Annotated in this window: 18 protein-coding genes and 1 other RNA gene; 6 read left to right on the forward strand and 13 right to left on the reverse strand. The window is 72.2% G+C overall.

Annotation, left to right across the window (positions count from 1 at the left end):
* Positions 1 to 316 precede the first annotated feature (316 nt).
* The 4 genes from ACGFRF_RS38550 to ACGFRF_RS38565 form a co-directional block, all read right to left on the reverse strand.
* Positions 317 to 1,516, reverse strand: a complete 1,200-nt coding sequence (locus tag ACGFRF_RS38550; RefSeq protein WP_393748370.1) for an acyltransferase — start codon at positions 1,514 to 1,516, stop codon at positions 317 to 319.
* 140 nt (positions 1,517 to 1,656) lie between these two features.
* Positions 1,657 to 3,837: a glycosyltransferase gene (locus ACGFRF_RS38555; protein WP_393748269.1), complete on the reverse strand. Its 2,181-nt coding sequence runs from the start codon at positions 3,835 to 3,837 to the stop codon at positions 1,657 to 1,659.
* Positions 3,838 to 3,856: 19 nt separating this feature from the next.
* Complete coding sequence (locus ACGFRF_RS38560; protein ID WP_393748271.1) at positions 3,857 to 4,672, reverse strand: hypothetical protein; 816 nt, start codon at positions 4,670 to 4,672, stop codon at positions 3,857 to 3,859.
* 270 nt (positions 4,673 to 4,942) lie between these two features.
* Positions 4,943 to 5,914: a LysR family transcriptional regulator gene (locus ACGFRF_RS38565; RefSeq protein ID WP_393748273.1), complete on the reverse strand. Its 972-nt coding sequence runs from the start codon at positions 5,912 to 5,914 to the stop codon at positions 4,943 to 4,945.
* A gap of 84 nt (positions 5,915 to 5,998) precedes the next feature.
* Between ACGFRF_RS38565 and ACGFRF_RS38570 the strand changes: the two genes are divergently transcribed.
* Complete coding sequence (locus ACGFRF_RS38570; RefSeq protein WP_393748275.1) at positions 5,999 to 7,246, forward strand: MFS transporter; 1,248 nt, start codon at positions 5,999 to 6,001, stop codon at positions 7,244 to 7,246.
* A gap of 112 nt (positions 7,247 to 7,358) precedes the next feature.
* Here the strand turns inward: ACGFRF_RS38570 and ssrA are convergent.
* The 5 genes from ssrA to ftsE all read right to left on the reverse strand — a co-directional run bounded on the left by ssrA (position 7,359) and on the right by ftsE (position 11,319).
* Positions 7,359 to 7,727: a transfer-messenger RNA gene (ssrA, locus tag ACGFRF_RS38575) on the reverse strand.
* Between the two features lie 110 nt (positions 7,728 to 7,837).
* A complete protein-coding gene (gene smpB, locus ACGFRF_RS38580) occupies positions 7,838 to 8,383 on the reverse strand; it encodes an SsrA-binding protein SmpB (protein ID WP_391845018.1) in 546 nt (181 codons plus the stop codon).
* A 56-nt stretch (positions 8,384 to 8,439) separates the two neighbouring features.
* Positions 8,440 to 9,609, reverse strand: a complete 1,170-nt coding sequence (locus ACGFRF_RS38585; RefSeq protein ID WP_393748277.1) for a S41 family peptidase — start codon at positions 9,607 to 9,609, stop codon at positions 8,440 to 8,442.
* A 67-nt stretch (positions 9,610 to 9,676) separates the two neighbouring features.
* Entirely contained in the window at positions 9,677 to 10,594 is a 918-nt protein-coding gene (gene ftsX / locus ACGFRF_RS38590; protein WP_393748279.1) for a permease-like cell division protein FtsX, read from the reverse strand.
* Between the two features lie 35 nt (positions 10,595 to 10,629).
* Complete coding sequence (ftsE, locus tag ACGFRF_RS38595) at positions 10,630 to 11,319, reverse strand: cell division ATP-binding protein FtsE (RefSeq protein WP_031159396.1); 690 nt, start codon at positions 11,317 to 11,319, stop codon at positions 10,630 to 10,632.
* A 238-nt stretch (positions 11,320 to 11,557) separates the two neighbouring features.
* On the opposite strand from ftsE, the gene ACGFRF_RS38600 reads away from it, so the two are divergent.
* Entirely contained in the window at positions 11,558 to 11,749 is a 192-nt protein-coding gene (locus tag ACGFRF_RS38600) for a hypothetical protein (protein WP_393748281.1), read from the forward strand.
* Between the two features lie 98 nt (positions 11,750 to 11,847).
* Here ACGFRF_RS38600 and ACGFRF_RS38605 read toward each other — a convergent pair whose 3' ends face one another.
* From ACGFRF_RS38605 to ACGFRF_RS38620, 4 genes are all read right to left on the reverse strand, one after another.
* Positions 11,848 to 12,732 (reverse strand): hypothetical protein, encoded by an 885-nt coding sequence (locus ACGFRF_RS38605; RefSeq protein WP_393748283.1) that lies wholly within the window; start codon positions 12,730 to 12,732, stop codon positions 11,848 to 11,850.
* A gap of 297 nt (positions 12,733 to 13,029) precedes the next feature.
* Positions 13,030 to 14,136, reverse strand: a complete 1,107-nt coding sequence (prfB, locus tag ACGFRF_RS38610) for a peptide chain release factor 2 (protein ID WP_393748285.1) — start codon at positions 14,134 to 14,136, stop codon at positions 13,030 to 13,032.
* Between the two features lie 73 nt (positions 14,137 to 14,209).
* A complete protein-coding gene (locus ACGFRF_RS38615; protein WP_393748287.1) occupies positions 14,210 to 15,436 on the reverse strand; it encodes a serine/threonine-protein kinase in 1,227 nt (408 codons plus the stop codon).
* Between the two features lie 134 nt (positions 15,437 to 15,570).
* Positions 15,571 to 17,277, reverse strand: a complete 1,707-nt coding sequence (locus tag ACGFRF_RS38620) for a serine/threonine-protein kinase (protein WP_393748289.1) — start codon at positions 17,275 to 17,277, stop codon at positions 15,571 to 15,573.
* A gap of 363 nt (positions 17,278 to 17,640) precedes the next feature.
* On the opposite strand from ACGFRF_RS38620, the gene ACGFRF_RS38625 reads away from it, so the two are divergent.
* From ACGFRF_RS38625 to ACGFRF_RS38640, 4 genes are all read left to right on the forward strand, one after another.
* Complete coding sequence (locus tag ACGFRF_RS38625; RefSeq protein ID WP_393748291.1) at positions 17,641 to 21,930, forward strand: FHA domain-containing protein; 4,290 nt, start codon at positions 17,641 to 17,643, stop codon at positions 21,928 to 21,930.
* A 242-nt stretch (positions 21,931 to 22,172) separates the two neighbouring features.
* The gene (locus ACGFRF_RS38630) at positions 22,173 to 23,549 is read left to right on the forward strand and encodes an ABC transporter substrate-binding protein (protein ID WP_393748293.1); all 1,377 of its coding nucleotides are present in this window, start codon (positions 22,173 to 22,175) and stop codon (positions 23,547 to 23,549) included.
* 7 nt (positions 23,550 to 23,556) lie between these two features.
* Positions 23,557 to 24,900: a carbohydrate ABC transporter permease gene (locus ACGFRF_RS38635; RefSeq protein ID WP_393748295.1), complete on the forward strand. Its 1,344-nt coding sequence runs from the start codon at positions 23,557 to 23,559 to the stop codon at positions 24,898 to 24,900.
* Positions 24,897 to 25,808, forward strand: a complete 912-nt coding sequence (locus tag ACGFRF_RS38640) for a carbohydrate ABC transporter permease (protein ID WP_393748297.1) — start codon at positions 24,897 to 24,899, stop codon at positions 25,806 to 25,808. The genes ACGFRF_RS38635 and ACGFRF_RS38640 overlap by 4 nt, the downstream gene beginning before the upstream one ends.
* The last annotated feature ends 113 nt before the right edge of the window (positions 25,809 to 25,921 follow it).

A 25,921-nucleotide genomic window follows, 5' to 3' on the forward strand; every position in this document is an offset into this window, starting at 1 on the left:
CCCCCCCCCCCCCCCCCCCCCCCCCCCCCCCCCCCCCCCCCCCCCCCCCCCCCCCCCCCCCCCCCCCCCCCCCCCCCCCCCCCCCCCCCCCCGCCGCTCTGACCTCAGTGGATGTAATTGCTCTCACGAAAGGTGAGTCAGCATGTTCGGGGTAATGACAGTGAGCGAGAAGCTCACGATGGCCGGCATGATTGTTGCCGCGATCGTCCTTGTGGTCGGAGCCGCTCGCTGGCTCTCGAGCCGAAAGTGATGATCGTGGCACGGCGGGGCCGGGTTCCGGCTCCGCCGTGCCGACGGCTCTGCCGTTTCCAGGGCGTCAGGCCCGATGCGCCAGCGGCTTGGGGCGGGCCCGCTTCTCCTGTGACCCGTCCGGCCACAGCCGTGGCTTCCGCTTCGCGGCCAGGTCCTCGACCCAGCCGAACCAGACGACGCAGCTGAGGATGAACATCCAGGTCACGGCGAGTACCGGCCAGGGGCTCTCCAGCAGCCACGAGAAGTGCTCGTACATCACGTCGAACTGCCACAGCTGGTCCCACAGCGTGGCGGCGACGAGGATGCACAGGTTGTGCCAGAGGTAGATCGTCACCGCCCGCGAGTTGAGCAGCGTGATCAGCCGGTCGAAGGGGCGCAGCCAGCGGGGCCAGTCGGTCCAGGACGGGCTGATGTGCAGGAGCAGCAGCACGGTGGCGAAGGACCACAGGGACTGGGCGAACGGGATGTCGTCCAGGTCGTGCCCCTCCTTGAAGCCGTGACTGAGCGCGTACCACAGGCCGACGGCGGCGATGACCGGGGCCACCGAGGGGACGACGTAGCGGGGCATGCGCTTCAGCACGCCCTCCTGGTGCGCCATGCCCAGGATCCAGCAGGCGCCGAAGGTGCTGAAGTCCGTCAGGGCGGACGGGATGCGCTCCCCGGGCAGGTTGAGGTAGCCGAACTCGAAGGCCGCGGAGAGGGCGATCGGCGACAGGACGGTCGCCCACGGCAGCGCCCGCAGGGCCTTGAGCAGGAACGGGGAGAGCAGGACGTACCAGAGGTAGGCGCGGATGTACCAGAGCGGGCCGGCCAGTTCCGCCGCCCAGTCCTCGCCGAGGATGCCGTGGATGCCCTTGAGGCCCTCGGCGTACGGCGGATCGCTCAGCGGCAGGATCCAGAAGCCGAGGTGCAGCCACCACCAGCCGGGGTGACCGTCGTCGTTGGGACCCCACCCCTGCAGCACCATGCCCGTCACCCCGAGGGCGCCGAGCAGCCACAGCGGCGGCAGCAGCCGGCGCAGCCTGCTGCGGACGACCTGCAGCGGCGGACGCTTGAGCGAGCGGGCCATGAGGTTGCCCGCGAGGGCGAACATCACGCCCATGGAGGGGAAGACGACGGGCAGCCAGGCCCACCCCATGAGGTGGTAGAAGACGACACGGAAGAGGGCCACCGCGCGCAGGAGGTCGAAGTACCGGTCGCGCACGGGCGTGCGCCGCTGCTCCGGCCGCGGGGGCGAAGTGGGCTCGTCCGTGCCGGACGGCAGGGTGGGAACGGTCACGTGCTGGGCTTCCTGGGTGGTCGTCGTCGGGGCCGGCCGGTACGCGAAGGGCGGGGCCGGCCGGTATGCGAAAGGCGGGGCCGGCTGCCCGTCCCGCGCCGGGCCGGGCTCGAAGGGTGAGGTGGTCATCCGGCGGTCCGCCCACCCATGACGGGCCCCCTCGGCACCGGCGCTGCCGGGGGTGCGGCCACGCCGCCGTTGCGGCGCAGTTTCTGCCAGCGCAGGCGGCCGCCGGTGAGCGCCGTGATCCAGGACTGGAGCAGCACGACGTACATGAGCTGGCGGTACAGGATCTGTTGCAGGGGCAGCGAGATCAGCGGGGTCAGCGGCTCACGGTCCAGCCAGAACGCGTACGCCGCGCACACCGCCTGGATCGCGAGGACGCCGAACCAGGCGCCGATCGTCTTCTCGGTGGGGCCGAACACCAGGCCGTACACGAGGAAGATGTCGATCAGCGGGGCCAGGAGCGGGGCGAGGACCATGAAGAGCGACACCAGGGGCAGGCCCACCCGGCCGAACCGCCCGGACGGGCCGCGCTCGAAGAGGGCGCGGCGGTGCTTCCAGATCGCCTGCATGGTGCCGTACGACCAGCGGTAGCGCTGGGACCACAGTTGCTGGACGGACTCGGGTGCCTCGGTCCAGGCGCGCGCGTTCTCGGCGTACACCACGCGCCAGCCGTCCCGGTGCAGCGCCATCGTGATGTCGGTGTCCTCGGCGAGGGTGTCGTCGCTCATGCCGCCGACGCGTTCGAGGGCCGAGCGGCGGAAGGCGCCGACGGCGCCGGGGATGGTCGGCATGCAGCGCAGGACGTCGTACATGCGCCGGTCGAGGTTGAAGCCCATCACGTACTCGATGTGCTGCCAGGCCCCGATGAGCGTGTCCTTGTTGCCGACCTTGGCGTTGCCTGCGACGGCCCCGACCCGCGGGTCGGCGAAGGGCTGCACGAGTTCGCGGACGGTGGCGGGCTCGAAGACGGTGTCGCCGTCCATCATGACGATCAGGTCGTACCGGGCGTTGGCCAGACCGCGGTTGAGGGCGGCCGGTTTGCCCGCGTTGAGCTGACGGATCACGCGGACTCCGGGCAGCCCCAGTCCCTCCACGATCCGTGCCGTGCCGTCGGTGGAGCCGTCGTCGATGACGAGGACCTCGACGGGATGCTCGCTGCGCATCAGCGAACGGACGGTGTTCTCGATGCACTTGGCCTCGTTGTACGCCGGGACCAGCACCGACACGGGTTCGGTCACCGGATGATCACCCCAGCGGAAGCCACGGCGCCGGGTCCGGCGGGCGTGCACGCCGGACAGCAGGAGCATCAGGCCGAACCGCCCGAACACCAGGAAGCCGATGACCGCGAGGCCCACGACCAGGGCAGCGGTGAGGTGGTCCGCCGCCGTCACCAGGAAGATCCAGGCCTTCCCCTTCCACAGGTCGAGGCCGGTCACCGGGGTGTCCGCGCTCGGGGCGCGCAGCGCCTCGGTGAGCGTCTGGAACTCGTAGCCCTGCCGCTGGAGCTGGGGCAGGAACCGGTCCAGGGCCTGGACCGTCTGGTGGCGGTCGCCGCCCGAGTCGTGCATGAGGACGACCGCGCCCTTGCCGCCCTTGGGGGTGGCCTTGCGGATGATCGCGTCGACGCCCGGCTTGCGCCAGTCCTCGCTGTCGGTGTCGTTGACGACCGTGAGGTAACCGCGGCTGCCTATGTACTCGGTGACCGGCCAGGACTTGTTGTCCATGGCGTCGGCGAAGGAGGAGTACGGCGGCCGGAACAGCGAACTGCGGATGCCGGCCGCTCCGGCGAGCGTCAGCTGGTTCTGGGAGAGCTCCCAGTCGATGCGCTTCTTGGAGTGGTACGACAGATCGGGGTGATTGAAGGTGTGCAGGCCGACCTCGTGGCCCTCGTCCACCATGCGCCGGACGAGGTCCGGGTGGCGCGAGGTCATCGTGCCGGTGACGAAGAAGACCGCGTGCGCGTGGTGCTTCTTGAGGATGTCGAGGACCTTCGGTGTCCAGGTCGGGTCGGGACCGTCGTCGAAGGTGAGGACGATGCGGTGGTCGGGCACCCGCATGCTGTCCGTCCGGCCGCCCCGGGTGTCGATGACCGGGCCGCCTTCGAGGATCTTCTCCGGCACCTTGTCGCTCGCGGCCTCGGGCTGAATGCGGTAGTCGGCGAGGATCTCGTTGTGCACGTATCCGCGCAGCATGAGCATCGCCAGGGTCGCGCACAGGACCAGGACGGGCAGCAGGTAGCGCAGCGGCAGCCGGGGGCGCCGGGCGGGGGACGGGGTACGGCGACGGGAACGTGTTGCCATCAGAGGGTGTTTCCCCTGGTCAGAGAGTGATCTTGGGGTGCCGGGTCGGGTGCCCCCGGGTGGGGGTGCCCGTGCCGCCCGACGCCGGCGGCGCGGGAACGGAGGAGGCGGCGCCGGTGGGCGTGGACGGGTCCGGGGAAACGCCGGTGGAAGGGGCCGACGCGGACGGGGACTTCTCGGTGGCGCCCACGGGGCTGGTCTCGGCGGAGGTGCCGGCCGCCGGCCCGTCGGCGGAGGTGCCGGCCTGGGGGCGGAAGGTTCCAGCACCTCCTCCGGCGGTGGGGCGCGCCGTGGGGGAGGCGGCCGGGCCGGTCGCCGCGCCGGTTCCCGGGGTCGCGGCGTTGGAGGTACTGGGCAGCGGCGAGGTGTCGATCTGGCTGGCGGGCTTCTCCTCGTTCTGACCCGGCACCGGCAGCCACGGCGCGTCGGAGCTGCCGGACATCAGGGTGGCGACGATGACGACGGCGAAGACCGTGCAGGCGACGGCGACGAGCACGCCGAGGAGGCGGAAACGGCGGCTGCGGCGGCCCGACTCGTCGACGAAGACCGGTCCGTCGGCGTCGCTGCCGCGCGGCGCACCGGCGGCCGGGCTCAGCCGGACGTCACCGAGCTGGACGGCGTCGAGCTGCACCGTCACCTCGTGCGGGTCATGGGTGGGGTCGGCGGCGGACCCGGCGGGCGTCCGCGGGCCGCGTTGCGCGGAGTCGAGCGCGCTCCTGGCGGACTCGCCCCAGGGGTCGCGGAGGGCGCCGCTGGGCTTGGGGAAGCCGGGGGCACCGGCGTTCCTGCCGACCGAGCGGATGGACAGGACCATGGTCTGCTCGGTTTCGGCCACCGGGGGCAGGGGCTCCGGGAGGGCACGGCTGTCACCCCCCGGTGCCGGCAGGTCCCGCATCGCCGATGCGACTGCGGGCCACTCCGGTTGGGCGTCTTCTCGCCACTCTTTCACGCGCGCACATCCCCCCACGGGATTGTTCCGGGTGCGCTGACGACTCCGGGCACCCGTCGATCGAACCAGGCCCCCACCCGGCCCGAGCGCCCCCAATACCACACCGTGCCCGGGCCATGAATGTAGCGCACGCGGAGGGCTGGTGCCTGCCACGTGTCAGTTATGTACGCTCATCACACGATCATCAGTGGCCGGAATCCATCCATCGGTGGGCCGTCGGAGCCACCTCTCCGCCTCCGCGACCTCGGTCGCCGCCCTGCGCAGCGCGTCCAATCCGGGATGGACCAGCCCCTTCCGCCACACCAGGGAGACGGGAGAGAGCGGGACGGGATCGACGAGGGGCCGCCGTACCGTCCGGGGCATGGCCGGAAAGTCCACGACGGCCAGCACCGGATTCCGGGTCTTGGCCATGATCCGCTCGAACTCCTCGTCCCCGACGGCCAGCGGAACGGGTGAGGCGAGCCGGATGCCGTGCCCCTCGAAGAGCTGACGTGCCAGGTCGGTCCACTCCCGGGTGCGCGGGTTCCCGGCGCCTGCGTACACCTCCTCCCCGGCCAGCGCGGCCGGGGACACCTCCGCCAGGGCGGCCAGGGGGTGGTCCTCCGGCAGGATGACGGCCATCGGCTCGAAGCGCACCGGCTGCTGCTCCAGACCGGACCGCAGTGCCGGGTCCAGGCCGGCGAAACGGCCGAAGGAGGCGTCCAGCCGGCCGGCCAGCAGTTCGGCGGCGGCTCCGGTGAGACCGCTCTCGTAGCGGGCCATCAGCTCGCAGTCGGGGGCGAGTTCCCGGGCCCGGTGCAGCACCCGGCGGCCGGTGACCAGGCCCGGCGTGTTGAGATCCACGAGCAGCGGGCGGGCCTGCCCGAACGCGGCGAGCAGATCGTCCTGGGCGGCCAGGACCCGCCGGGCGTGCGGCAGCAGGCGCTCGCCGTCGGCGGTCGGTGTCACCTGCCGGGTGGTCCGCACGAACAGTTCCACGCCCAGCTCCCGTTCCAGCCGCCGTACGTCCCGGCTGAGCGCCTGCTGGGCGACGTACAGACGGGCGGCGGCCCGGGTGAAGTGGAGTTCCTCGGCGACGGCGACGAAGGCGCGCAGCAGGCGGGGGTCCAGGTGGGCGGGCGCGGGCATGACGGCGAACTTACAACACAGGTGCGTCAATCGGTCCCGAGAAGGTGTTGGACCCCGTGATCCGCTCCGGGTGACCGTGGAGCCATGCCGCAGCAGACCACCGAAGAGCGACGCATACCGGCCACGGCACCGCAACGGTCCGGGTACCGCCGCCTGTTCCGCCTTCCCGGCGCCCGCGCCTTCACGGCCGGCAATCTCCTCGCCCGGCTGCCCATGGGCATGTTCGGCGTGAGCGCCGTCGTGATGATCGCCGGTGCCCGGGGCTCGTACGCCCTGGCCGGTGCCGTCACCGCGACCGGGCTCGCCGCGACCGCGCTGGCCGGGCCGTGGATCGCCCGGCTCGTCGACCGGCACGGGCAGACCCGGGTCGCCGTGCCGGCCACGCTCGTCTCCGTGCTCGGCAGCCTCGCCCTGCTCCTGTGCGTTCGCTACGACGCCCCCGGCTGGACCCTGTTCGCCGCCTACGCGGCCACCGCGACGACCCCCAACATCGGCGGTCTGTCCCGTGCCCGCTGGGCCCACCTGCTGCGCGACGACCCGGGCGCGCTGCACGCCGCGAACTCCTTCGAGCAGGCCGCCGACGAGCTGTGCTTCATGCTCGGGCCGGTGCTCGCGTCCTTCCTGACCGGCACGTTCTTCCCGGAGGCGGGCACCCTCGCCGGGGCGGCGCTGCTGCTGTCGGGCATGCTGCTGTTCACCGCGCAGCGGGCGACCGAGCCGCCGGCCCGGGCCCGTTCGAAGGCGCCGTCGCCGCTGCGCAGCCCCGGCATCCCGCCGCTGCTGGCCTGCTTCACGGCCACCGGCGCGGTGTTCGGCTCGATGGAGGTCGTCACGATCGCGTACGCCGACGCGCAGGGGCATCGGGCGGCGGCCGGTGTCGTGCTCGCGCTCCAGGCGGCGGGCTCGTGCGCGGCGGGGCTGGTGTACGGGGCGCTGAAGCCGGCCGGCCTCGGTCTGACCCGGTGCCTGGCGGCGATGGCCGCGCTGATGACCCTGCCCTGGCTGTCCGCCACGCTCACCGGTTCCCTTCCGGTGCTGGCGGGGACGCTGCTGGTGGCGGGCATGGCGACCGCGCCGACCATGGTGACGGCGATGACCCTGGTGCAGCGGCGCACGCCGGCCGACCGGCTCAACGAGGGCATGAGCCTGGTGGTGACCGCCCTGCTCGCCGGGATCGCCGCCGGTTCCGCGACCGGCGGCTGGGCGGTCGAGCATCTCTCGCCGGCCTCCGCCTTCGCCGTCTCGACGGGAGCCGCGACGCTCGCCCTGGGCCTGGCCTGCCTCACCCGCGCCGACGGGTGCCGCGCAGCCGACGGCACCGCGGCCCCCTAGGGCGAACGCTGCCGTACACCCGCCCGCGGAACAGGGTCCACACCCCATGGCAAAGGCCCCGCCGCTTCGAGCGACGGGGCCTTTGCCCACATGGGGTACCCCCGGAGGGGTGTCGTGGAGATGGCGGGAATCGAACCCGCGTCCAACGGTGCGGAATCAGGGCTTCTCCGTGTGCAGTCCGCTGTGCTTTTCTCGGCCCCGGCGATCACGCGAACAAGTCGCCGACGGGCCCAGTCACTGTTTGGTTTCCCTCTTCACCCCGTGACCGGGATCAAGGTTTAGTTCCCTAGCTGATGCCAGGATCCGGGTCGGGAACAGTCCCGGGCTGACACTTCGCAAGTCGCTACTTAGGCAGCGAGGGCGAAGGAATCGCGCTTGGTGTTGGCGATTATTTTTTTCGGCCTGTGGTTTACGAGATCATGGCCGCTTCCTCGACACGCTTCCCCTGCTTCGACAGCCGCTGTCGAAACCGATCATCCCCATGTTGATTTTTCAAACCCCTCCGTGGAGGGGGCGCGCACCCGCTGCGGAGTGCACTGCCATCGTACGTGACCAACACGCGCCGGTGCCAGCCTATTCCCGGCGGCCCGGTCAGACGCCCCGCTGCTTGCGCTTCGCCGCCGCGATGGCGCGGTCCGACTCCCGCCGGTCCTGCTTCTCCCGCAGGGTCTGCCGCTTGTCGTACTCCTTCTTGCCCCGGGCGAGGGCGATCTCGGCCTTGGCGCGCCCGTCCTTGAAGTACAGGGCCAGGGGCACGATCGTGTGACCCGTCTCCTGGGACTTGGACTCCAGCTTGTCGATCTCCTCGCGGTGCAGGAGCAGCTTGCGCTTGCGGCGCACGGAGTGGTTGGTCCAGGTGCCCTGGCTGTACTCGGGGATGTGGGCGTTGTGCAGCCACGCCTCGTTCCCGTCGATCTGGACGAAGCCGTCGGTCAGCGAGGCGCGCCCCTGACGCAGCGACTTCACCTCGGTGCCGGTGAGCACGAGCCCGGCCTCGTAGGTGTCGATGATCGCGTAGTCGTGCCGTGCCTTCTTGTTCTGCGCGACGATCTTGCGCTTGCCGTCCTTGGCCGCCTTCGCGGCCCCTCCGCCCTGCTTGGGCTGGGACTCCTTGGGTACGTACATTCCCTTGCTCATAGTGCCGACCATTTTCGCACCATGGAGGGGGTGCGGGGGAAGCGCATTATCGGGATCTACGACGGGTCGCCGAGGCCGGTGAGGACCGTCTCGGCCCGTTGCAGGGCCCCCGCGCCCGCCTCCAGGTCGGGGGTGACGCCCCGGCCGTCGACCGTGTGTCCGGACGGGGTGCGGTAATGGCCGACGGTCAGCTCGGCCACCGAGCCGTCGGGGAGCTTCGTCGGCATCTGGATGGAGCCCTTGCCGAAGGTGCGGGAGCCGATCACCACCGCGCGGCCCCGGTCCTGCAGGGCGCCGGTGAGCAGTTCGGCCGCGCTCATCGTGCCGCCGTCGACGAGGGTGACCAGGGGCCGGTCGGTGTCGCCGCCGGGGTCGGCGTGCAGGGCGCGCTGGGCTCCCTCGACGTCGTAGGTCGCGACCAGGCCGCCGTCGAGGAAGGCGGAGGCGGTGTCCACGGCCTCGGTGACCAGGCCGCCGGAGTTGCCCCGCAGGTCGAGGACGATCCCGGCGTCGGCCGGGGCCTCGCGCAGGGCCGCGCGGACGGCGTCGGCGGAGCCCTTGGTGAACGCGGCGATCTTGATGACGGTGACCCCGCCGGGCAGCCTGCGGACGGTCACGGAGTCGGTGGACAGCCGGGCGCGGTGCAGCTTCTCGGTCCACGCGCGCGTGCCGCGCTGCAGACCGAGGGTGACCGTCGTACCGGCCGGGGCGTCCTCGGCATCGCCGCGCAGTAAGGAGACCACCTCGGTGACCGGCCGCCCGTCGACCTTGCTGCCGTCGACGCTGCGCAGCCGGTCGCCCCTGCGGATCCCGGCGGCGGCCGCGGGCGAGCCGGGCTGCACCTTGGTCACCTCGATCCGGCCGTCCCGCTCGCGCCGCGCCCACAGGCCGACGCCGGTGTACCGGCCGTCGAGGGCCTCCTGGAACTCCTCGTACTCGCCCTCGGAGTAGACGGCGCCCCACCGGTCCCCGCTGCGGCTGACGGCCCGCTCCGCGGCCTCCGTCGGGGACTTGCCGTCGGCCATCGCCTCGGCGGCGGCCCGCCGCACGGCCTCGTGCCGTCCGGCCAGGCCCACCGGCCCCGAGGCGGCCTTGCGCGCGGGGTGTTCGGGCTGCGGGAAGGATCCGGTGGCGGCACCGGCGACCAGCACGCCGGCGAAGACCAAGGTCAGGGCGGCCCCGCGGCGGAGGCGACGGGGCTGACAGAACAGGTCACGGCCTGACATGGCGGTGAGTCTAGGACAACGCGAAGGGCCGTACGGCCGGTTGCTCGTACGGCCCCCTTGGCATGCGTCACACCTTCAGGTACTTGCGCAGCGCGAAGAACGCCGCCAGTGAAGGCATCAGCACGCTCGTGGCGAGGATCAGCGGCAGTTTGGTCAACACCGCGTCCCAGCCGACGAAGTTGATCAGCGTGAGCTTGTCGGACAGGGCCATGCCGTGGTCGATCGTGAAGTACCGGCCGATCACGAGGAACACGCAGGCGAGGCTGCCGCCGATGAGACCGGCGACGGCCGCCTCGGCGATGAACGGCGCCTGGATGTAGAAGCCCGAGGCGCCGACCAGGCGCATGATCCCGGTCTCCCGCCGACGGCTGAACGCCGAGACGCGCACGGTGTTGACGATCAGCAGCAGCGCGACGAGCAGCATCAGCGCCATCACGCCGAGCGCCGCCCGGTTCATCAGGCCGAGCAACTGGAAGAGGTTGTCCAGGATGCCCTTCTGGTCCTGCACCGACTGCACCCCGTCACGCCCGTTGAACGCGGACGCGATCACCTGGTACTTCTGCGGGTCCTTGAGCTTGATCCGGTACGACTCCTGCATCTGGTCCGGCGTCAGGGAGCCGGCCAGCGGGGAGTTGCCGAACTGCTCCTTGTAGTGCTTGTACGCCTGGTCCTGGGACTCGTAGTTGACCTGGTCGACGACCGGCATCTTCTTCAGGTCGGCGAGGATCTGCTTCTTCTGGTCCTCGGTGACCGCGCCCTTGGCGCAGTTGACGTCCGAATCGGCATCGTGCTTGTTGCACAGGAAGATCGAGACGTTGACCTTGTCGTACCAGTAGCCCTTCATGGTGCTGACCTGGTCGCTCATCAGCAGGGAGCCGCCGAAGAGCGCCAGCGACAGGGCTACGGAGACGATGACGGCGAAGGTCATCGTCAGATTGCGGCGGAGACCGACACCGATCTCCGACAGGACGAACTGGGCGCGCATGGCGTCTGGTCAAGCCTTTCCGTCGTGAACTTGCTTCAGTGCTGGTAGCCGTAGACGCCGCGGGCCTGGTCGCGGACGAGGCGGCCCTTCTCCAGCTCGATGACGCGCTTGCGCATCTGGTCCACGATGTTCTGGTCGTGCGTCGCCATGATGACGGTGGTGCCCGTCCGGTTGATGCGGTCGAGCAGCTTCATGATGCCGACGGAGGTCTGCGGGTCGAGGTTGCCGGTGGGCTCGTCGGCGATCAGCAGCTTGGGCCGGTTGACGAAGGCCCGCGCGATGGCCACGCGCTGCTGCTCACCACCGGACAACTCGCCCGGCATGCGGTCCTCCTTGCCGCCGAGCCCGACGAGGTCGAGCACCTGCGGCACGGACTTGCGGATCTCGCCCCGGGACTTTCCGATGACCTCCTGTGCGAAGGCCACGTTCTCCGCGACCGTCTTGTTCGGCAGGAGCCGGAAGTCCTGGAAGACCGTCCCCAGCTGGCGGCGCATCTGCGGCACCTTCCAGTTGGAGAGGCGCGCGAGGTCCTTGCCCAGCACGTGCACCTGGCCGTGGCTGCACCGCTCCTCGCGGAGGACGAGCCGCAGGAAGGTGGACTTTCCGGAGCCGGAGGACCCGACGAGGAAGACGAACTCGCCCTTTTCCACCTCCAGGGAGACATCCCTCAGGGCTGGGCGGGTCTGCTTGGGATAGACCTTGGAGACGTTGTCGAATCGGATCACGGATGCACCACGAGTCGCCGGGGGTAGATGAGCGTGACCATACGCGAACCGGGTGCGCAAGTGCAGTCGCAGGTGGAGGTTGGGCAAGACTTGTACGTTTTTGTACCGGCCTCTGTTCTCACCCCGTGATTCCGGGGCCCCGCGCACGCTCCGCGGGAACCTGGCACAGTGGAGGGGGGAACGTTCCGGTTCCCGTGCGCGTTGTATGTGTGATGGCCGGTGCAAGGAGGGCGAGCGCATGACGTACGACCGGTTGGTGTGCGCGAACTGCGCGGCGCCCGTGAGCGAGGGCCGGTGCCCGGTGTGCCGTGCCAACCGCGAGCGGCTGCAGCAGGAGGGCTTCCTCGGGGGCCTGAACCCGATGGCGCTGATCGCGCTGCTGGCGGTGCTGATCGCAGCGGTGGCGCTGCTGGCGCACCAGACCGCGTAGGCAGGCAGCGAGCCCGGAAGCGGCGAAGGGCCCGGAGCGCCGAGCTCCGGGCCCTTGTGCGCACGGCGTGCGCGCAGCGCGTGACCGTACGGCTACGGTCAGGCGGCCGCGCCGCCCCGGCCGCCGGCCAGACGCGGCAGAATGCGGAAGCCGATACCGCCGGCGATCATCGTCGCGGCACCGATGAGCAGGAACGCGGTCTGACCGGCACCGGTCTCGGCGAGCTGCTTGTCGCCGCCCTGGGCCGTGGTGTCGGAACCGGTGTCGGTGAGGGCCGAGGAGCCCTCCTGCTGGGAGGAGTTGTTGTTGCCACCGTCGGGGGTGGTGTTGTTGCCCCCGGTGCTGGTGGAGCCACCGTCGCTGGAACCACCGGAAGTGCCACCGGACGTGCTGGAGCCGCCCGAGTTGCCGCCATTGCCACCCGAGTTGCCGCCGTTGCCGCCCGAGTTGCCGCCGTTACCGGACCCACCGTTACCGGAGCCACCGTTGCCGGAGCCACCGTTGCCGCCCTCGGTGCTGCCCTGGGTCGAACCCTCGGTGCTGCCCTGGGTCGAGCCCTCGGTGGCACCCTGGGTCGAACCCTCGGTGGAGCCCTGGATGGCCCCCTCCGTGGTGCCTTCGGTGGAGCCCTGGATCGCCCCCTCCGTGGTGCCCTCGGTCGAGCCCTCGGTGCTGCCCTGGATGGAGCCCTCGGTGGAGCCCTGGACGGCCCCCTCCGTGGCACCCTGGGTCGAACCCTCGGTGGCGCCCAGAGTGGCACCCTCGGTCACGCCCAGGGTGGCACCCTCGGTCGCGCCCTCGGTCGTGCCTTCGGTCGTACCCTCGGTGTCGCCACCGTCCGTGGTCACGCCGATGCTGATCGGACCCGCCTGGACATCAAGGTCCAGGGCAGAGGCCGCACCAGCGGCGGTCAGCGACGCACCGGCCGCGATCACGGCGCCGGCGGCTATCCGCGCGACCCGGATCCGCGTCTTCTTCGTCATATGGTTGCTACCCCCAGTAGCTGTTCGTCAATGAGGCGGCGCGCGGGGCTTGCCGTGATCGACGGAGGCAGCTGGGTGACGAAATCCGCGTCAACTCGATCCCCCGGTTCACATGCGCCCCTTGAGTACGCATGCCGCGCCTCACCCTTCCGATTTTTCAAAGCAACGTCAAGGCCATTGCGGGCGCAATGTCCGGTGAGGCGGTGTTTATGGGGAGTTGAAGCCTGTGACTGTGATGTAAAACCCAGACATACGGCAACTGCCGCCTCCAGGGCGGCAGTTGTCATGTCGACAAAGTTACTTCTCCTGCTGCTTGCGCCAGCGAATACCGGCCTCGAGGAACCCGTCGATCTCACCGTTGAACACGGCCTCGGGGTTGCCCACCTCGTGCTCGGTGCGCAGGTCCTTGACCATCTGGTACGGGTGCAGCACGTACGAACGCATCTGGTTGCCCCAGGAGTTGCCGCCGTCGCCCTTGAGGGCGTCCATCTTGGCCTGCTCCTCCTGCCGGCGCCGCTCCAGCAACTTGGCCTGCAGGACGTTCATCGCGGTGGCCTTGTTCTGGATCTGCGACCGCTCGTTCTGGCAGGAGACCACGATGCCGGTGGGGAGGTGGGTGATGCGGACCGCGGAGTCGGTCGTGTTGACGCCCTGGCCACCCGGCCCGGAGGACCGGTAGACGTCGATACGCAGGTCGGACTCGTCGATCTCGACGTGGTCGGACTGCTCGACGACGGGAAGCACCTCCACACCCGCGAAGGAGGTCTGGCGGCGCCCCTGGTTGTCGTAGGGCGAGATCCGGACGAGCCGGTGCGTGCCCTGCTCCACGGAGAGGGTGCCGTAGGCGTACGGCACCTGCACGGCGAAGGTGGTCGACTTGATGCCGGCCTCTTCCGCGTACGACGTCTCGTAGACCTCGGTCTTGTAGCCGTGCTGCTCGGCCCAGCGCAGGTACATGCGCTGGAGCTTCTCGGCGAAGTCGGCGGCGTCCACGCCACCGGCCTCGGCGCGGATGTTGACGAGCGCCTCACGGGCGTCGTACTCACCGCTGAGCAGCGTCCGGACCTCCATCTCGTCCAGCGCCTTCCGCACGGAGACCAGCTCGGACTCGGCCTCGGCGCGGGTGTCCGGGTCGTTCTCCTCCTCGGCCATCTCGAAGAGGACGGCGAGATCGTCGATCCGGCCTCGCAGCGCCTCCGCCTTCCTGACCTCGGCCTGGAGGTGGGAGAGCTTGCTGGTGATCTTCTGCGCCTCGTCCGGGTTGTCCCACAGGGACGGCGCGGCCGCCTGCTCCTCGAGCACGGCGATGTCTGCCCTCAGCTTGTCGAGGTCCAGGACGGCCTCGATCGACTCCATGGTCGAGGAGAGGGACTTCAGCTCTTCGGATACATCGACGACTGCCACGCCTCCAGCGTAACGGCTCCGCAGGGTGGGCAGGGCAGGGTGCGCCCGGCCCCGCCTCGGCCCCGCCCTCCGCTCAGGGCGCCGACGTGCTGTGGGTGTCCTGGGCCGGCTGGTCGTCACCGCCGGAAGAGGCCCACCACGCGCCGACACCGATCACCGCCGCGACGACCACGCCTGCCACGCCCAGCGTGATCCGGCGCCGCCGCACAGTCGCCCGGTGCCGGGCCGAGCCCGGCCTCGGCGCACCGGGCGCCCGCGGCACGCGCGCCGTCCCGTGGGCGCCGCCCGCCAGCTCGTCCGGCCCCGGCACCCGCATCGAGGTGTGCGTGTCCCGGTTGGAGTCCGGCTTGGCCCCGGGGACCAGGGAGACCGCACCCCGCCGTCGTACCGGCTCCCCGCCGGTCGGGGCCGACGGCGCCGGCTCGTCCGCGCCCTCCTCGGCGACGTCCGGCTCGTCCACGTCCAGCGGCGGCATCCCGGCCAGCGTCGGCAACTGCTCGCGCAGCCGCGCCGCCAGCTCCGAGGCGCGCAACCGGGAGGCGGGCGCCTTGGCCAGGCACTGCACGAGCAGTTGCCACAGCTCCTCGGGGATGCCGGGCAGCGGTACGACGGTCTCGGTGACATGACGGCGCAGGACCGCACCCGGGTGTCCGCCGCCGAAGGGGGTGAAGCCGGCCAGCAGCTCGTACAGGACCGTCGCCAGCGCGTAGATGTCCACGGCGGCGCGCGGGGGCAGGCCCTCGACGATCTCCGGGGCCAGGTAGTCCGGCGTGCCGATGATCTTCGTGGCCCGGGTCCGCTTCGGCGAGTCGATCAGCTTGGCGACGCCGAAGTCGGTGAGCAGCGCCGGGTGCGCTCCGCCGGGGCCGAGCGGGCCCTGCATGTCCAGCAGGACGTTCTCGGGCTTGACGTCCCGGTGGACGACGCCGGCCGCGTGGGCCGCCGCCAGCGCGTCGGCGACGTCGGCGACGATCGCCACGGCCGCCTCGGGGGCGAGCCGCCGCTCACGTTCCAGGCGGGTGCGCAGGTCGGTGCCCCGGACCAGGTCCATGACCAGGGCCAGGTCGTTTCCGTCGACCACCAGGTCGCGTACGGAGACGATGTGCGGATGCTCCAGGCCGAGCAGCGCCGTGCGCTCCTGGACGAAGCGTCCGACGAGCTCCTGGTCGGAGGCGAGGTCCTCACGCAGCAGCTTGACGGCGACGGGGCCCTCCGGTCCCTCGCCCAGCCACACCGTGCCGGCGCTGCCCCGCCCCAGGATCTGGTGCGCGGTGTACCGGCTGCCGATCTTCCGTGCCAAGACTGCTCCTACAGACGCGTGTTGTCGTTAAAACTACGCGTCCGACGAGCCAACCTTCACCGCGGAGACGGAAATCACCCGCCAGATGTCGACAAATCCCCAACCCTGCGATCGGTTTCGGCTGCTTCGCCCGCTCAGTTTCCGCTGCCGGAGGAGCCGCCCAGGTCCTTGATCCAGTCGCCCACCTTGCCGGCCCAGTCGCTCATCTGGTCCCAGTAGCCCTTGCCGGTGCCGATCCAGTCCTGCAACGGCGTCAGCTCCCAGATCAGCCAGCTCGCGACGACCAGGATGACGATCGTGAACAGGCACCCCTTGAGGCAGCCCAGCCCGGGGATCTTCGTCGGGTTGGCACTGCGCTGCCGGGGCGCCCGGGGCTCGCGCGCGGGCCGCTGCGGCTCCGGGGCGGGCGGCGCGTACCGCTGCGGCTGCTGCGGCCGGGCGTACTGCTGGGGCTGCGGCGGGGCGTACTGCTGGGGCTGCTGCTGCGGGTGGCCGTACCCGGTCGGCGCCTGCTGCCGGCCGCGCGGCTGCGGCTGCTGCGGGCGGGCCTGCGGGGTCTGGCGCGGCTGCTGCTGGGGCCGGGCGACCTGCCGCTGGGGGCGGCGGCGCAGCGGGTCCTCGTCCGGGTCGAGGTACTGGATCTGCGTCTGCTCGTTGCGGTCACGGGCGGCGCGCAGCTGGGTCTGCCAGGGGTGCGGCTGATCGGGCTGCTGCCCCTGCTGACCCTGGGGCACCGGTGGCAGGACGGCCGTCGGGTCCGCCGCGCCGGTGTTCGGCAGCACGGCGGTGGGGTCGGCGGCACCGGCCGGGCCGCCGGTGTGCGGCAGGACGCTGGTCGCGGCGTTCGGGTCGTACGTCCCCGGCGGCGCGTTCGTCGGCAGCACCTGGGTGGGGTCGGCGGCACCGGGCACCCCGGGGACGGCGGTCGGCGCCGGGTCGGGGGCGAGCAGGGCGCCGACGCCCTCGGCGGCGGCGATCTGGGCGGCGTTCGCGTGCACGCCGATGCCCTCGGCGACGACCCGCAGCCCGCGCGCGAGGTTCTCGGCGCTCGGCCGCTCGTCGGGGTTCTTGCGCAGGCAGCGCTCTATCACCGTCCACAGCGGGTCCGGGACGGTGGAGGGGCGGCGCGGCTCGGCGCTCAGGTGCTGGTGCAGGACCTCCAGGGCGGTGCCGCCGGAGAACGGCGGGCGGCCGGTGACCAGCTCGTACAGCAGGATGCCGGCGCCGTAGATGTCGACCGCGGAGGTCTGCGGGCGGCCCTCGGCGGACTCGGGCGCCACGTACGCGGGCGTGCCGACGAACTCGTGGGTGCGGGTCAGGCCGGGGGAGTCGGCGAGGCGGGCGATGCCGAAGTCGGTCAGCATCGGGTGCATCTGGCCCTCGTACTGCTGGAGCAGGACGTTGGCGGGCTTCAGGTCGCGGTGGACCACGCCGTCGGCGTGGCTCGCGGCGAGCGCGTCGGCGATCTGGGCCGTCATCAGCGCGGCCGCGACCGGCGAGAAGGGGCCGTTCTCGCGCAGGTAGCGGTGCAGGTCGGGGCCGTCGACGAGGTCCATGACCAGCGCCAGCAGATCGCCCTCTACGACCAGGTCGCGGACCCGGACGATGTTCGGGTGGGTGAGGCGCAGCAGGACGGAGCGCTCGCGCAGGAAGCGCATCACGATGTCCGGGTCGCTCGCCAGCTCCTCCTTGAGGACCTTGATCGCGACCGTCTCCCCGGGCTGGCCGGGCACGGCCGCCTCGGCGCCCGCGGTCTCGCGCTGGCGGGCACGCCAGACGGTGCCTGTGGCGCCGCGTCCGAGCGGCTCCTCAAGCAGGTACTTGCTGCCGACTGGCCGCACGTCACGCGCTCCCTGCTGCTTGCTGATGCTTGCTTGCCTGCATTCCGGTGTCCCGAACCACTGTAGTGCCGTGCTTCAGGGCACTACGTACGCGTTACCGAGCATGTTCGAAGGAAAGACGCTCCGTCCGGTCTCGTGGTTGCCGGGGGCCGGACGTGACCGATCTCAACTGATCACGGGCGTGCCACTGGTCAGGCACTTTTGGGGGCAGAGCCGACCAATCAAGATCACTTGTCACCGGGTGCGGGGCGCCGTGTCGGTGGCAGGTGCGAGGATGCCTCCCAGTACTGGCCGACGTGCTCGTGTGGGGTGGGGGGAAGTCCGCGCCCGCGCAGACCCGCGCAGAAGGGACCGCTGACGCCGATGCAGATCCGGCTGACCGTCGTAGACCCGCTCGGCCCGTCCCCGCAGCGGGGCCGCGCCGCGAGCCGCGACGTGCTGGTCACCGCGCCCACGGGCACGGACCTGGCCGCGGTCGCGTCGGCACTGGCCGGTGCTGTCACCGGCGAGGGCGGCACCGGCCGCGACGCCGGCGGTTCCGCCGTGGTCCTGTACGCCGGTACCGACCGCCTGGACCCCCGCCGCTGCGTCCTCGGTGAGCCTCCGCTGGTCGACGGTGCCGTGCTGTCCCTCGGCGGTCCCGCGGCCCCCGAGCCGCACCCCGAGCTGGACGACGCGCCTACCCAGCTGCACGTGGTCGCGGGCCCGGACGCGGGCGGGGTCCATCTGCTGCACGGCGGCCGCATCACCGTGGGCCGTTCCGCCGAGGCCGACGTGCCGCTGGACGACCCCGACGTCTCCCGGCTGCACTGCGCGGTCACGGTCGGCGCCGACGGTCGCGTCTCGGTGGCCGACCTGAACTCCACGAACGGGACGGCCCTCGACGGCACGCGCGTGAGCGAGCGGCCGGTGCGGTTCCCTGCGGGGGCGCTGCTGAGGATCGGGGAGTCCGCGCTGCGGGTGACTCCGTCCGGGGGTCCGGGGGCGCGGGTCCGGGCGGTGGCGGACGGGGAGGGGTGCGTGCGGGTCGCCCTCTCGGGCGGGGACGCGGGTGTGGATCCCGGCGCGGGCGCGCCCGGGTCCGTGTTCCCACCCGCGCCGTCCGTGCGGGAATCGTCGACGGGTGCGGGTGGCCCCGGTGGGGCGGAAGTGCCGTCGGCGCGTGCGGGTGGGGCCGGCGGGGGGCGGTCCACGTCGGCGGGCGCGGCGTCCGGGGCCGCGGCCGGGGGGCCTGCCGTACCCGGTGCCGGTTCCGGCGCCGCCGGACACGCGCGCGTGGTGCCCGGGTCGGCCGTCGGCGCCGCTGGTTCCGCCGGCTCGGCACATCACGCCTACGACGCCGCCGGCTGGGACGCCTCCGGCGGCGGCACGGACGCTCAGGAGCACCGGCCCGGCGAGCCCCCGGTGGTCCCGGGCCAGCCCGCGGCACCGAGCATCGAGAACCGCGGCGGGGGGCGGGGGGCGAGCGGTACGGCCTCCGAGACCTGGAGCGGCGGCCCCGGGGGCGCCGGCGCGGCGCCCGAAGGGTGGAGCGGGGGCCCGCAGGGGACCCGTACGGGCTCCGGTCGCTGGAGCGGGGCCTCCGGGACGACCGGCGCGGCACCCGAGAACCGCGGCGGGGGGCCCGAGGCGACAGGACCGACGTCCGAGTCCTGGAGCGGGGGCCGGGGAGTGGGCGGTACGGCCTCCCAGAACTTGAGCGGGGGCCCCAGGGGCTCCAGCGCGGCACCCGAGGGCCGTAACGAGGGCCCGCAGGAGACCACCCGTATGGCCTCCGGCCGCTGGAGTGGCGGCTCCGCGGCGGGCGGTGCGGTGTCCGAGGACCGCGGCGGGGGGCGGGCGGGAAGCGGCGCGGGTTCCGGTGGCGAGACGCATGCCGGGCGGTTCGGCGTCGGTGGGGCGGCCGGGATGTCCGCAGACCCGGACGCCGGTGGGGCGGCACGCGGTCAGGTGGACGGCGGCACGTACCGCGGGGAGGACGCTCGCGCGGGCGGCCGTAAAGGCACCCCCCTCAGCGGTACCGACGCCCCGCAGGGCGCGCGGCGGCGCGGGCTCGGCGCGTGGGCCCGTCGGCTGGCGGGCGGACGCGCGGAGCAGCCGGCCGGCCGGGGGACGTACGACGGTACGGCGGCCCACGCGGCCGAGGTACCGGCGCCCGGTTCCCCGCAGCAGCCCGAGACCTGGCCGGATCCGGCCGCACTGCTGCTGACGGCGCTGGGTCCCGGTCCCCGGCTGTGGGAGCGGGGGACCGGCCACCCGGAGATGCTGACGGTACGGCTCGGCACGGCCGACCGGAGCGCGCCGGACGGCTCGGGTCTGCTGCCCGCCGTACCGGTGACGGCGGCGCTGCGCGAGGTGGGCGCACTGGGCCTGGCCGGCCCGCGCCCCCGGCTGTCCGGGCTGGCCCGCGCGGTGCTGGCCCAGCTCGCCGCGCTGCACTCCCCCGACCTGCTGGAGATCGTCCTGATCAGCGCGGACCGCGCGCGGCCGGTCGAAGAGCGCACGGCCGAATGGTCCTGGCTGGGCTGGCTCCCGCATGTCCGGCCCGGCCACGGCCAGGACTGCCGTCTGCTGCTCGCCTACGACCGCGAACAGGCGGCGGCCCGCACGGAGGAACTGCTGCGGCGGGTGGAGGACCACGCGGCGACGGGCCGAAGCGCGGCGCATCCCGCCCCGTCCCGTGTCCCGGCCCCGCCGACGGCGACCGCCGGCCCCGGGCACACCGCGCCTCCCGCCACCCCGGATCGCACAGCCCCCGGGCACACCGCGCGTCCCGGCACGCCTGGCGCCCCGGATCGCACGGCTGCCCTCCCCGGCACGCCCGGCGGCGCCGCCCAGGGCCCGCTCCCCGGCGCGCCCGGCGCAGCCGCCCCGGGCACATCCGCCGGGGCACCCGGAGCGGTCGAGCGCGGCTACCGTCCCCGGACCGCAGGCGACCCCGACTCCGGGACGCGTGCCTCCGCTTCCCGCTCCGCGGGGTCCCTGACCGGTCCCGCCGGGTCGGCCGTCCGCGGGGCCGACGCCCACGGTGCCGCCGTACCCGCGCCCCACCGGGCCGCCGGCTCCGACCGCCGCCCCTCGTGGGCCAGGGAAGATGCCGGGGTCGGGGCCGGCGGTGGGTTCTCGGGGCCGTACACCGTCGTCGTCGTGGACGGGGATCCCGGCGGGGCCGCACTGCGGGAGGCCGTCGCGCGGCTGGCGGTGGCCGGACCGCGGGCCGGGATCCATGTGGTGTGTCTCGCCGAGACCGAGCCGGCCTCGCCCGCGTTCCCCGTGGCGCAGACGTACGAGGCCGCGTGCGCGGTGACGCCGACGTTCCGGCACTGCGGTGCCGTCGCGCTGCTCAGCGGGGACGTCGCCACCGCGCTGCACCTGATGCGGGTCGCGCCGGGCGGGCCCGTCGGCCCGGGCACGGTCGCCGCCGTGGACGCCGTCTCCGCCGCCTGGGCGGAGCGGTTCGCACGGGCACTGGCGCCGCTGCGTCCGGACGGCCCCGTCGGCGAGCGGCACGCGCGCGTGGCCACGCCGTTGCCGCGGTCGGCGCGGCTGCTGGACGAGTTGGGGCTGGCCCGGGCCACTCCGGCGTCGCTGATGGCGCGCTGGGCCGACGCGGCCGATGACACGGATTCGCTGGGCGGCCGGGCGCGGGCGGTGCTGGGGGCCGGGCCGCGCGGGCCGGTCTCCGCCGATCTGGTGGCCGACGGGCCGCATCTGCTGATCGAGGGCCCGGTCGGCAGCGGCCGTACCGAGCTGCTGCGGGCCGTGGTCGCCTCGCTGGCCGCCGCCGAGCGCCCGGACCGGCTGGGCGTGGTGCTGATCGACGGCCGCGACGGCGTCGGCACGGGCGGACGCGACGAAGGCCTGCGGGTCTGTACCGACATACCGCATGTCACCACGCACCTCGCCGCCAACGACCCGGTGCGGATGCGGGAGTTCGCGCAGTCGCTGAGTGCCGAGCTGAAGCGGCGGGCCGAGCTGCTGGGCCGGACGGACTTCGCCGAGTGGCACAGGGGGCGCGAGGTGTCGGGCCGTATCGTCGCCCAGCGCACGCCCGCCGGCGGTGACATAGACACGCCGCCCAGCTCCACCCTGCGGCTGCGCCCAGGCATGGCGGCACGGCAGCGCGCCGAGGCCGCACCGCCGCTGCCCCGGCTCGTGGTGGTCGTCGACGACCTGGACGCGCTGGTCTCCCCGCCGCTCGGCTCGCCGGGCCGGCCCGCCGCCGGGTCGGTGATGCGGGCGCTGGAGGCGGTCGCCCGGGAGGGTGAGCGGCTCGGTGTGCACCTGGTGGCGGCGGCCGGCGCCGACGGCCGTACGGCGGAGACGGAACCGGCGCGCCGGGCCGGCTTGCGGGTGACGCTGGACGTCCCCGAGCCGGGTCCGGACGAGCCGGCGCCGGGGCGTGGGCGGCTGGCGTGCGCGGACGGGCGGGTCACCGAGTTCCAGGGTGGCCGGGTGACGGGCCGGATCCCGCGTACCGCGACCCAGCGGCCCACGGTCGTCCCGCTGGAGTGGCAGCGCATGGGCGACCCGCCGGCCCGCCGGCCCGTGCGGGAGCTGGGCAACGGCCCCACCGACCTGGCCCTGCTGGCGAGCGCGGTGGAGCGCGCGGCCCGGCAGGTCTCGGCGGCGGAGGTCCCCTCCCTCCTTTAGGACCTGTCTGACATTCGGCAGACGGCAATCGTCAGACGCCCCCTGGCTCGAGACCTCTGCGCCGTATCGAAACAGAGACGCATACACCCCCGGTCACGAGCCGGTCACGATGGGCGGGTCGACACCGCAGGCGCTCTTGCCCGCGTCGAGCGGCGCGGCGTACACCGGACCGCACGGGACAGAGTTCTGATGTTCAACAACGTTCGAACGACGTTCAACGGAGAACGACGAACGGGGAAGTGATGCACAGCAGCAGCACCATCCGGACACACAGGGCCGTCACCACGCTCGCCGCACTGCTCACGGGAGCGCTCGCGCTCACCGCATGCTCCGGCGGCGACAACGACAAGAAGGACAACGGGGACGAGAGCAGCGCAGCCACCGGCTCGACCCTCACCCTGCCGAAGCTGAACGGCGCGAGCCTGGAGGTCGCCGCCGTCTGGACCGGCACCGAGCAGGCGAACTTCAAGAAGGTCCTGGCGGAGTTCGAGAAGCGCACCGGCGCGAAGGTGACGTTCGTGCCCGCCCAGGACCCGATCATCAACTTCCTCGGCTCGAAGATCGCGGGCGGTCAGCCGCCGGACGTGGCGCTGCTCCCCCAGCCGGGCGCGATCAAGCAGGCCGTGGACAGGAAGTGGGCCAAGCCCCTGGGCGCGGACGCGCTCAAGGAGTTGCAGAAGAACTACTCGCAAGGCTGGCAGGACATCGGCAAGGTCGACGGCAAGCAGTACGGCGTTTACTACAAGGCGGCCAACAAGTCGCTGATCTGGTACAACACCGAGGCCTTCGAGAACGCGGGCGCCAAGGAGCCGAAGACCTGGCAGGAGCTGCTCACCGCCGCGCAGGCGGTGTACGACTCCGGTGTCACCCCGTTCTCGGTCGGCGGCGCCGACGGCTGGACGCTGACGGACTGGTTCGAGAACGTCTATCTGTCCCAGGCCGGGCCGGAGAAGTACGACCAACTGGCCCAGCACAAGATCAAGTGGACCGATCCCTCGGTGAAGCAGGCCCTGACCACTCTCGCCCAGATCTGGGGCAAGAAGGACTTCGTGGCGGGCGGTGCGAGCGGCGCGCTGCAGACCGAGTTCCCGGCCTCGGTCACGCAGACCTTCACCGGCGGCGACCAGCCGAAGGCCGCGATGGTCTACGAAGGTGACTTCGCGCAGGTCAACATCGGCGAGACCAAGGCGAAGGTGGGCACGGACGCGAAGGTCTTCCCCTTCCCGGCGGTGGGCTCGTCCGCGCCGGTGGTCTCCGGCGGCGACGCGGCGGTGATCCTGAAGGACTCCAAGGCGGCGCAGGCGCTGGCCACCTTCCTGGCCTCCCCGGACGCGGCAACGATCCAGGCCAGGCTCGGCGGCTACCTGTCGCCGAACAAGAACGTGCCGGAGTCGGCCTACCCGAACGCGGTGCAGCGGAAGATCGCCAAGGCGTTGATCGCGTCCGGTGACGATTTCCGCTTCGACATGTCCGACCAGGCCCCGCAGGCCTTCGGTGGCACCCCCGGCAAGGGCGAGTGGAAGGACCTGCAGGACTTCCTGAAGAACCCGACGGACATCGCGGGCGCCCAGGCGAAGCTGGAGAAGGACGCGGCGGCGGCCTACGGGAACGGGAGCTGACCCGGCGATGGCGTCGGCAGCGGCGGCCGGGGCTCCACCGGGCCCCGCCGCACCGAAGAGCCGCAAGAGCGTGACCGGTACCCGCAGGACCGTGGCAGCCCTGTTCCTGCTGCCCGCCCTGGTGCTGCTCGGCGCGCTCGTTGTCTACCCGATCGGGTACTCCGTCGTCCGCAGCTTCTACAACGCCTCGGGCGACGGCTTCTCCGGCGTCGACAACTACAAGGCGCTGTTCACCGACGACGGCATCCGTACGGCGCTGAAGAACAACGTCATCTGGGTGGTGTTCGCGCCCACGGTCTCCACCGCGCTCGGCCTGGTCTTCGCGGTGCTGACCGAACGGGTGCGCTGGGGAACGGCGTTCAAGCTGGTCGTCTTCATGCCGATGGCGATCTCGATGCTGGCGGCCGGGATCATCTTCCGGCTGGTGTACGACCAGGACCCGGACAAGGGTGTCGCCAACGCGGTGTGGGTGGGTGTCCACGACACCTTCGCACAGTCGTCGGCGTTCCCGAAGGCGCATCCGGGCCGCGAGTCGCCGCTCGTCGCGCAGGGCGGCGGCTTCGTCACCCGGGCCGCCGTCCATGCCGGGCAGCCGGTCACCCTGCCCCTGGTCGGCGTGGCCCCGGACCAGATGCCCGACGGCGCGCAGAAGGCCGTGGCCGCGAAGGCGGAGCCGGGGAAGATCACCGGTACCACCTGGCAGGACTTCACCCGCGGCAAGGGTGTCGGGAAGCTCGGCGCGCCCGACCCCTCCGAGCTGGGCTACGCCGGGATGCGGATCGAGGCGGTGAAGGACGGGAAGGTGGTGGCGTCCACCGAGGCGGCGGACGACGGCACCTTCACGCTCCCCGCGAAGGCCGACGGAGCCCGGTTGCGGCTTCCGGCGGGCAACTTCAAGGAGCCGTACAACGGCGTCGACTGGCTCGGCCCCGCACTGGTCACCCCCGCCATCATCGGGTCGTACGTGTGGATGTGGGCGGGCTTCGCGATGGTGCTGATCGCGGCCGGGCTCGCGGGCGTCCCCCGGGAACTGCTGGAGGCCGCGCGGGTTGACGGCGCCACCGAGTGGCAGGTGTTCCGCAAGGTCACCGTGCCGCTGCTGGCACCGGTCCTGGCGGTGGTCACCGTCACGCTGATGATCAACGTGCTGAAGGTGTTCGACCTCGTCTACATCATCGCCCCCGGGTCCTCCCAGGACGACGCGAACGTGCTCGCCCTGGAGCTGTACCGCAAGGGCTTCGCGGAGAGCCAGCCGGGCATCGCGAGCGCGATCGCGGTGTTCCTGCTGCTGCTGGTGATCCCGGTGATGCTGTTCAACATTCGTCGGCTGCGGCGGGAGGTGCGGCGATGACGGCGACCGCCGGAAGCATCGGGAAGGCGTCCTCCGCGGATCCGGCGGTGAAGGGCAGGCAGTCGCTCGGCTCGAAGATCGCCGAGAAGCTGAGCGGCGGGCTGGTCCGCGTGTTCCTGATCGTCGTGGGCCTGTTCTGGCTGGTGCCGACCATCGGCCTGCTCATCTCCTCGCTGCGCGCGCCGCAGGACATGAGCGCGAGCGGCTGGTGGAAGGTGTTCTCCGAGCCGTCGCAACTCACCGTCGACAGCTACCAGAAGCTGCTGGAGAACGGCGACATCACCGACTCCCTGGTGAACACCGTGCTGATCACGGTTCCGGCGACCGTGCTGGTCGTCGTGATCGGCTCCCTCGCGGGGTACGCGTTCGCGTGGATGGAGTTCCCGGGCCGGGACTGGTGGTTCCTGGGCGTGGTGAGCCTGCTGGTGGTGCCCGTGCAGGTGGCGCTGATCCCGATCGCCGAACTGTTCGGCCAGATCGGGCTGTTCGGGTCGATCCTCGGGGTGATTCTCTTCCACGTCGGCTTCGGCCTGCCCTTCGCGGTGTTCCTGCTGCGGAACTTCTTCGCGGAGATCCCCCGGGAGCTGCTGGAGGCGGCCCGGCTGGACGGCGCCGGTGAACTGCGGCTGTTCGCCCGGGTGGTGATGCCGCTCGGCGGGCCGGCGATCGCGAGCCTCGGCATCTTCCAGTTCCTGTGGGTGTGGAACGACATGCTGGTGGCGCTGGTGTTCACCAAGTCGGGCTCGCAGCCGATCACGGTCGCCCTGCAGACGCAGGTACGGCAGTTCGGCAACAACATCGATGTGCTGGCGCCCGGCGCGTTCATCTCCATGGTGATCCCACTGGCCGTGTTCTTCGCGTTCCAGCGGCAGTTCGTGTCCGGCGTGATGGCGGGCGCGGTCAAATAGCCACGAGGGGAAGGTTTTTCGAGGGGGCGGGCCTTCGCCGGCCCGCCCCCTCGCGTTCACCTCATGTAGCCCACATGCCGTACGCGCCGTAACCAAGTCACTCCATCGGCCGT

The organism is Streptomyces sp. NPDC048521 (genome assembly GCF_043199855.1).
GTDB lineage: Bacteria > Actinomycetota > Actinomycetes > Streptomycetales > Streptomycetaceae > Streptomyces.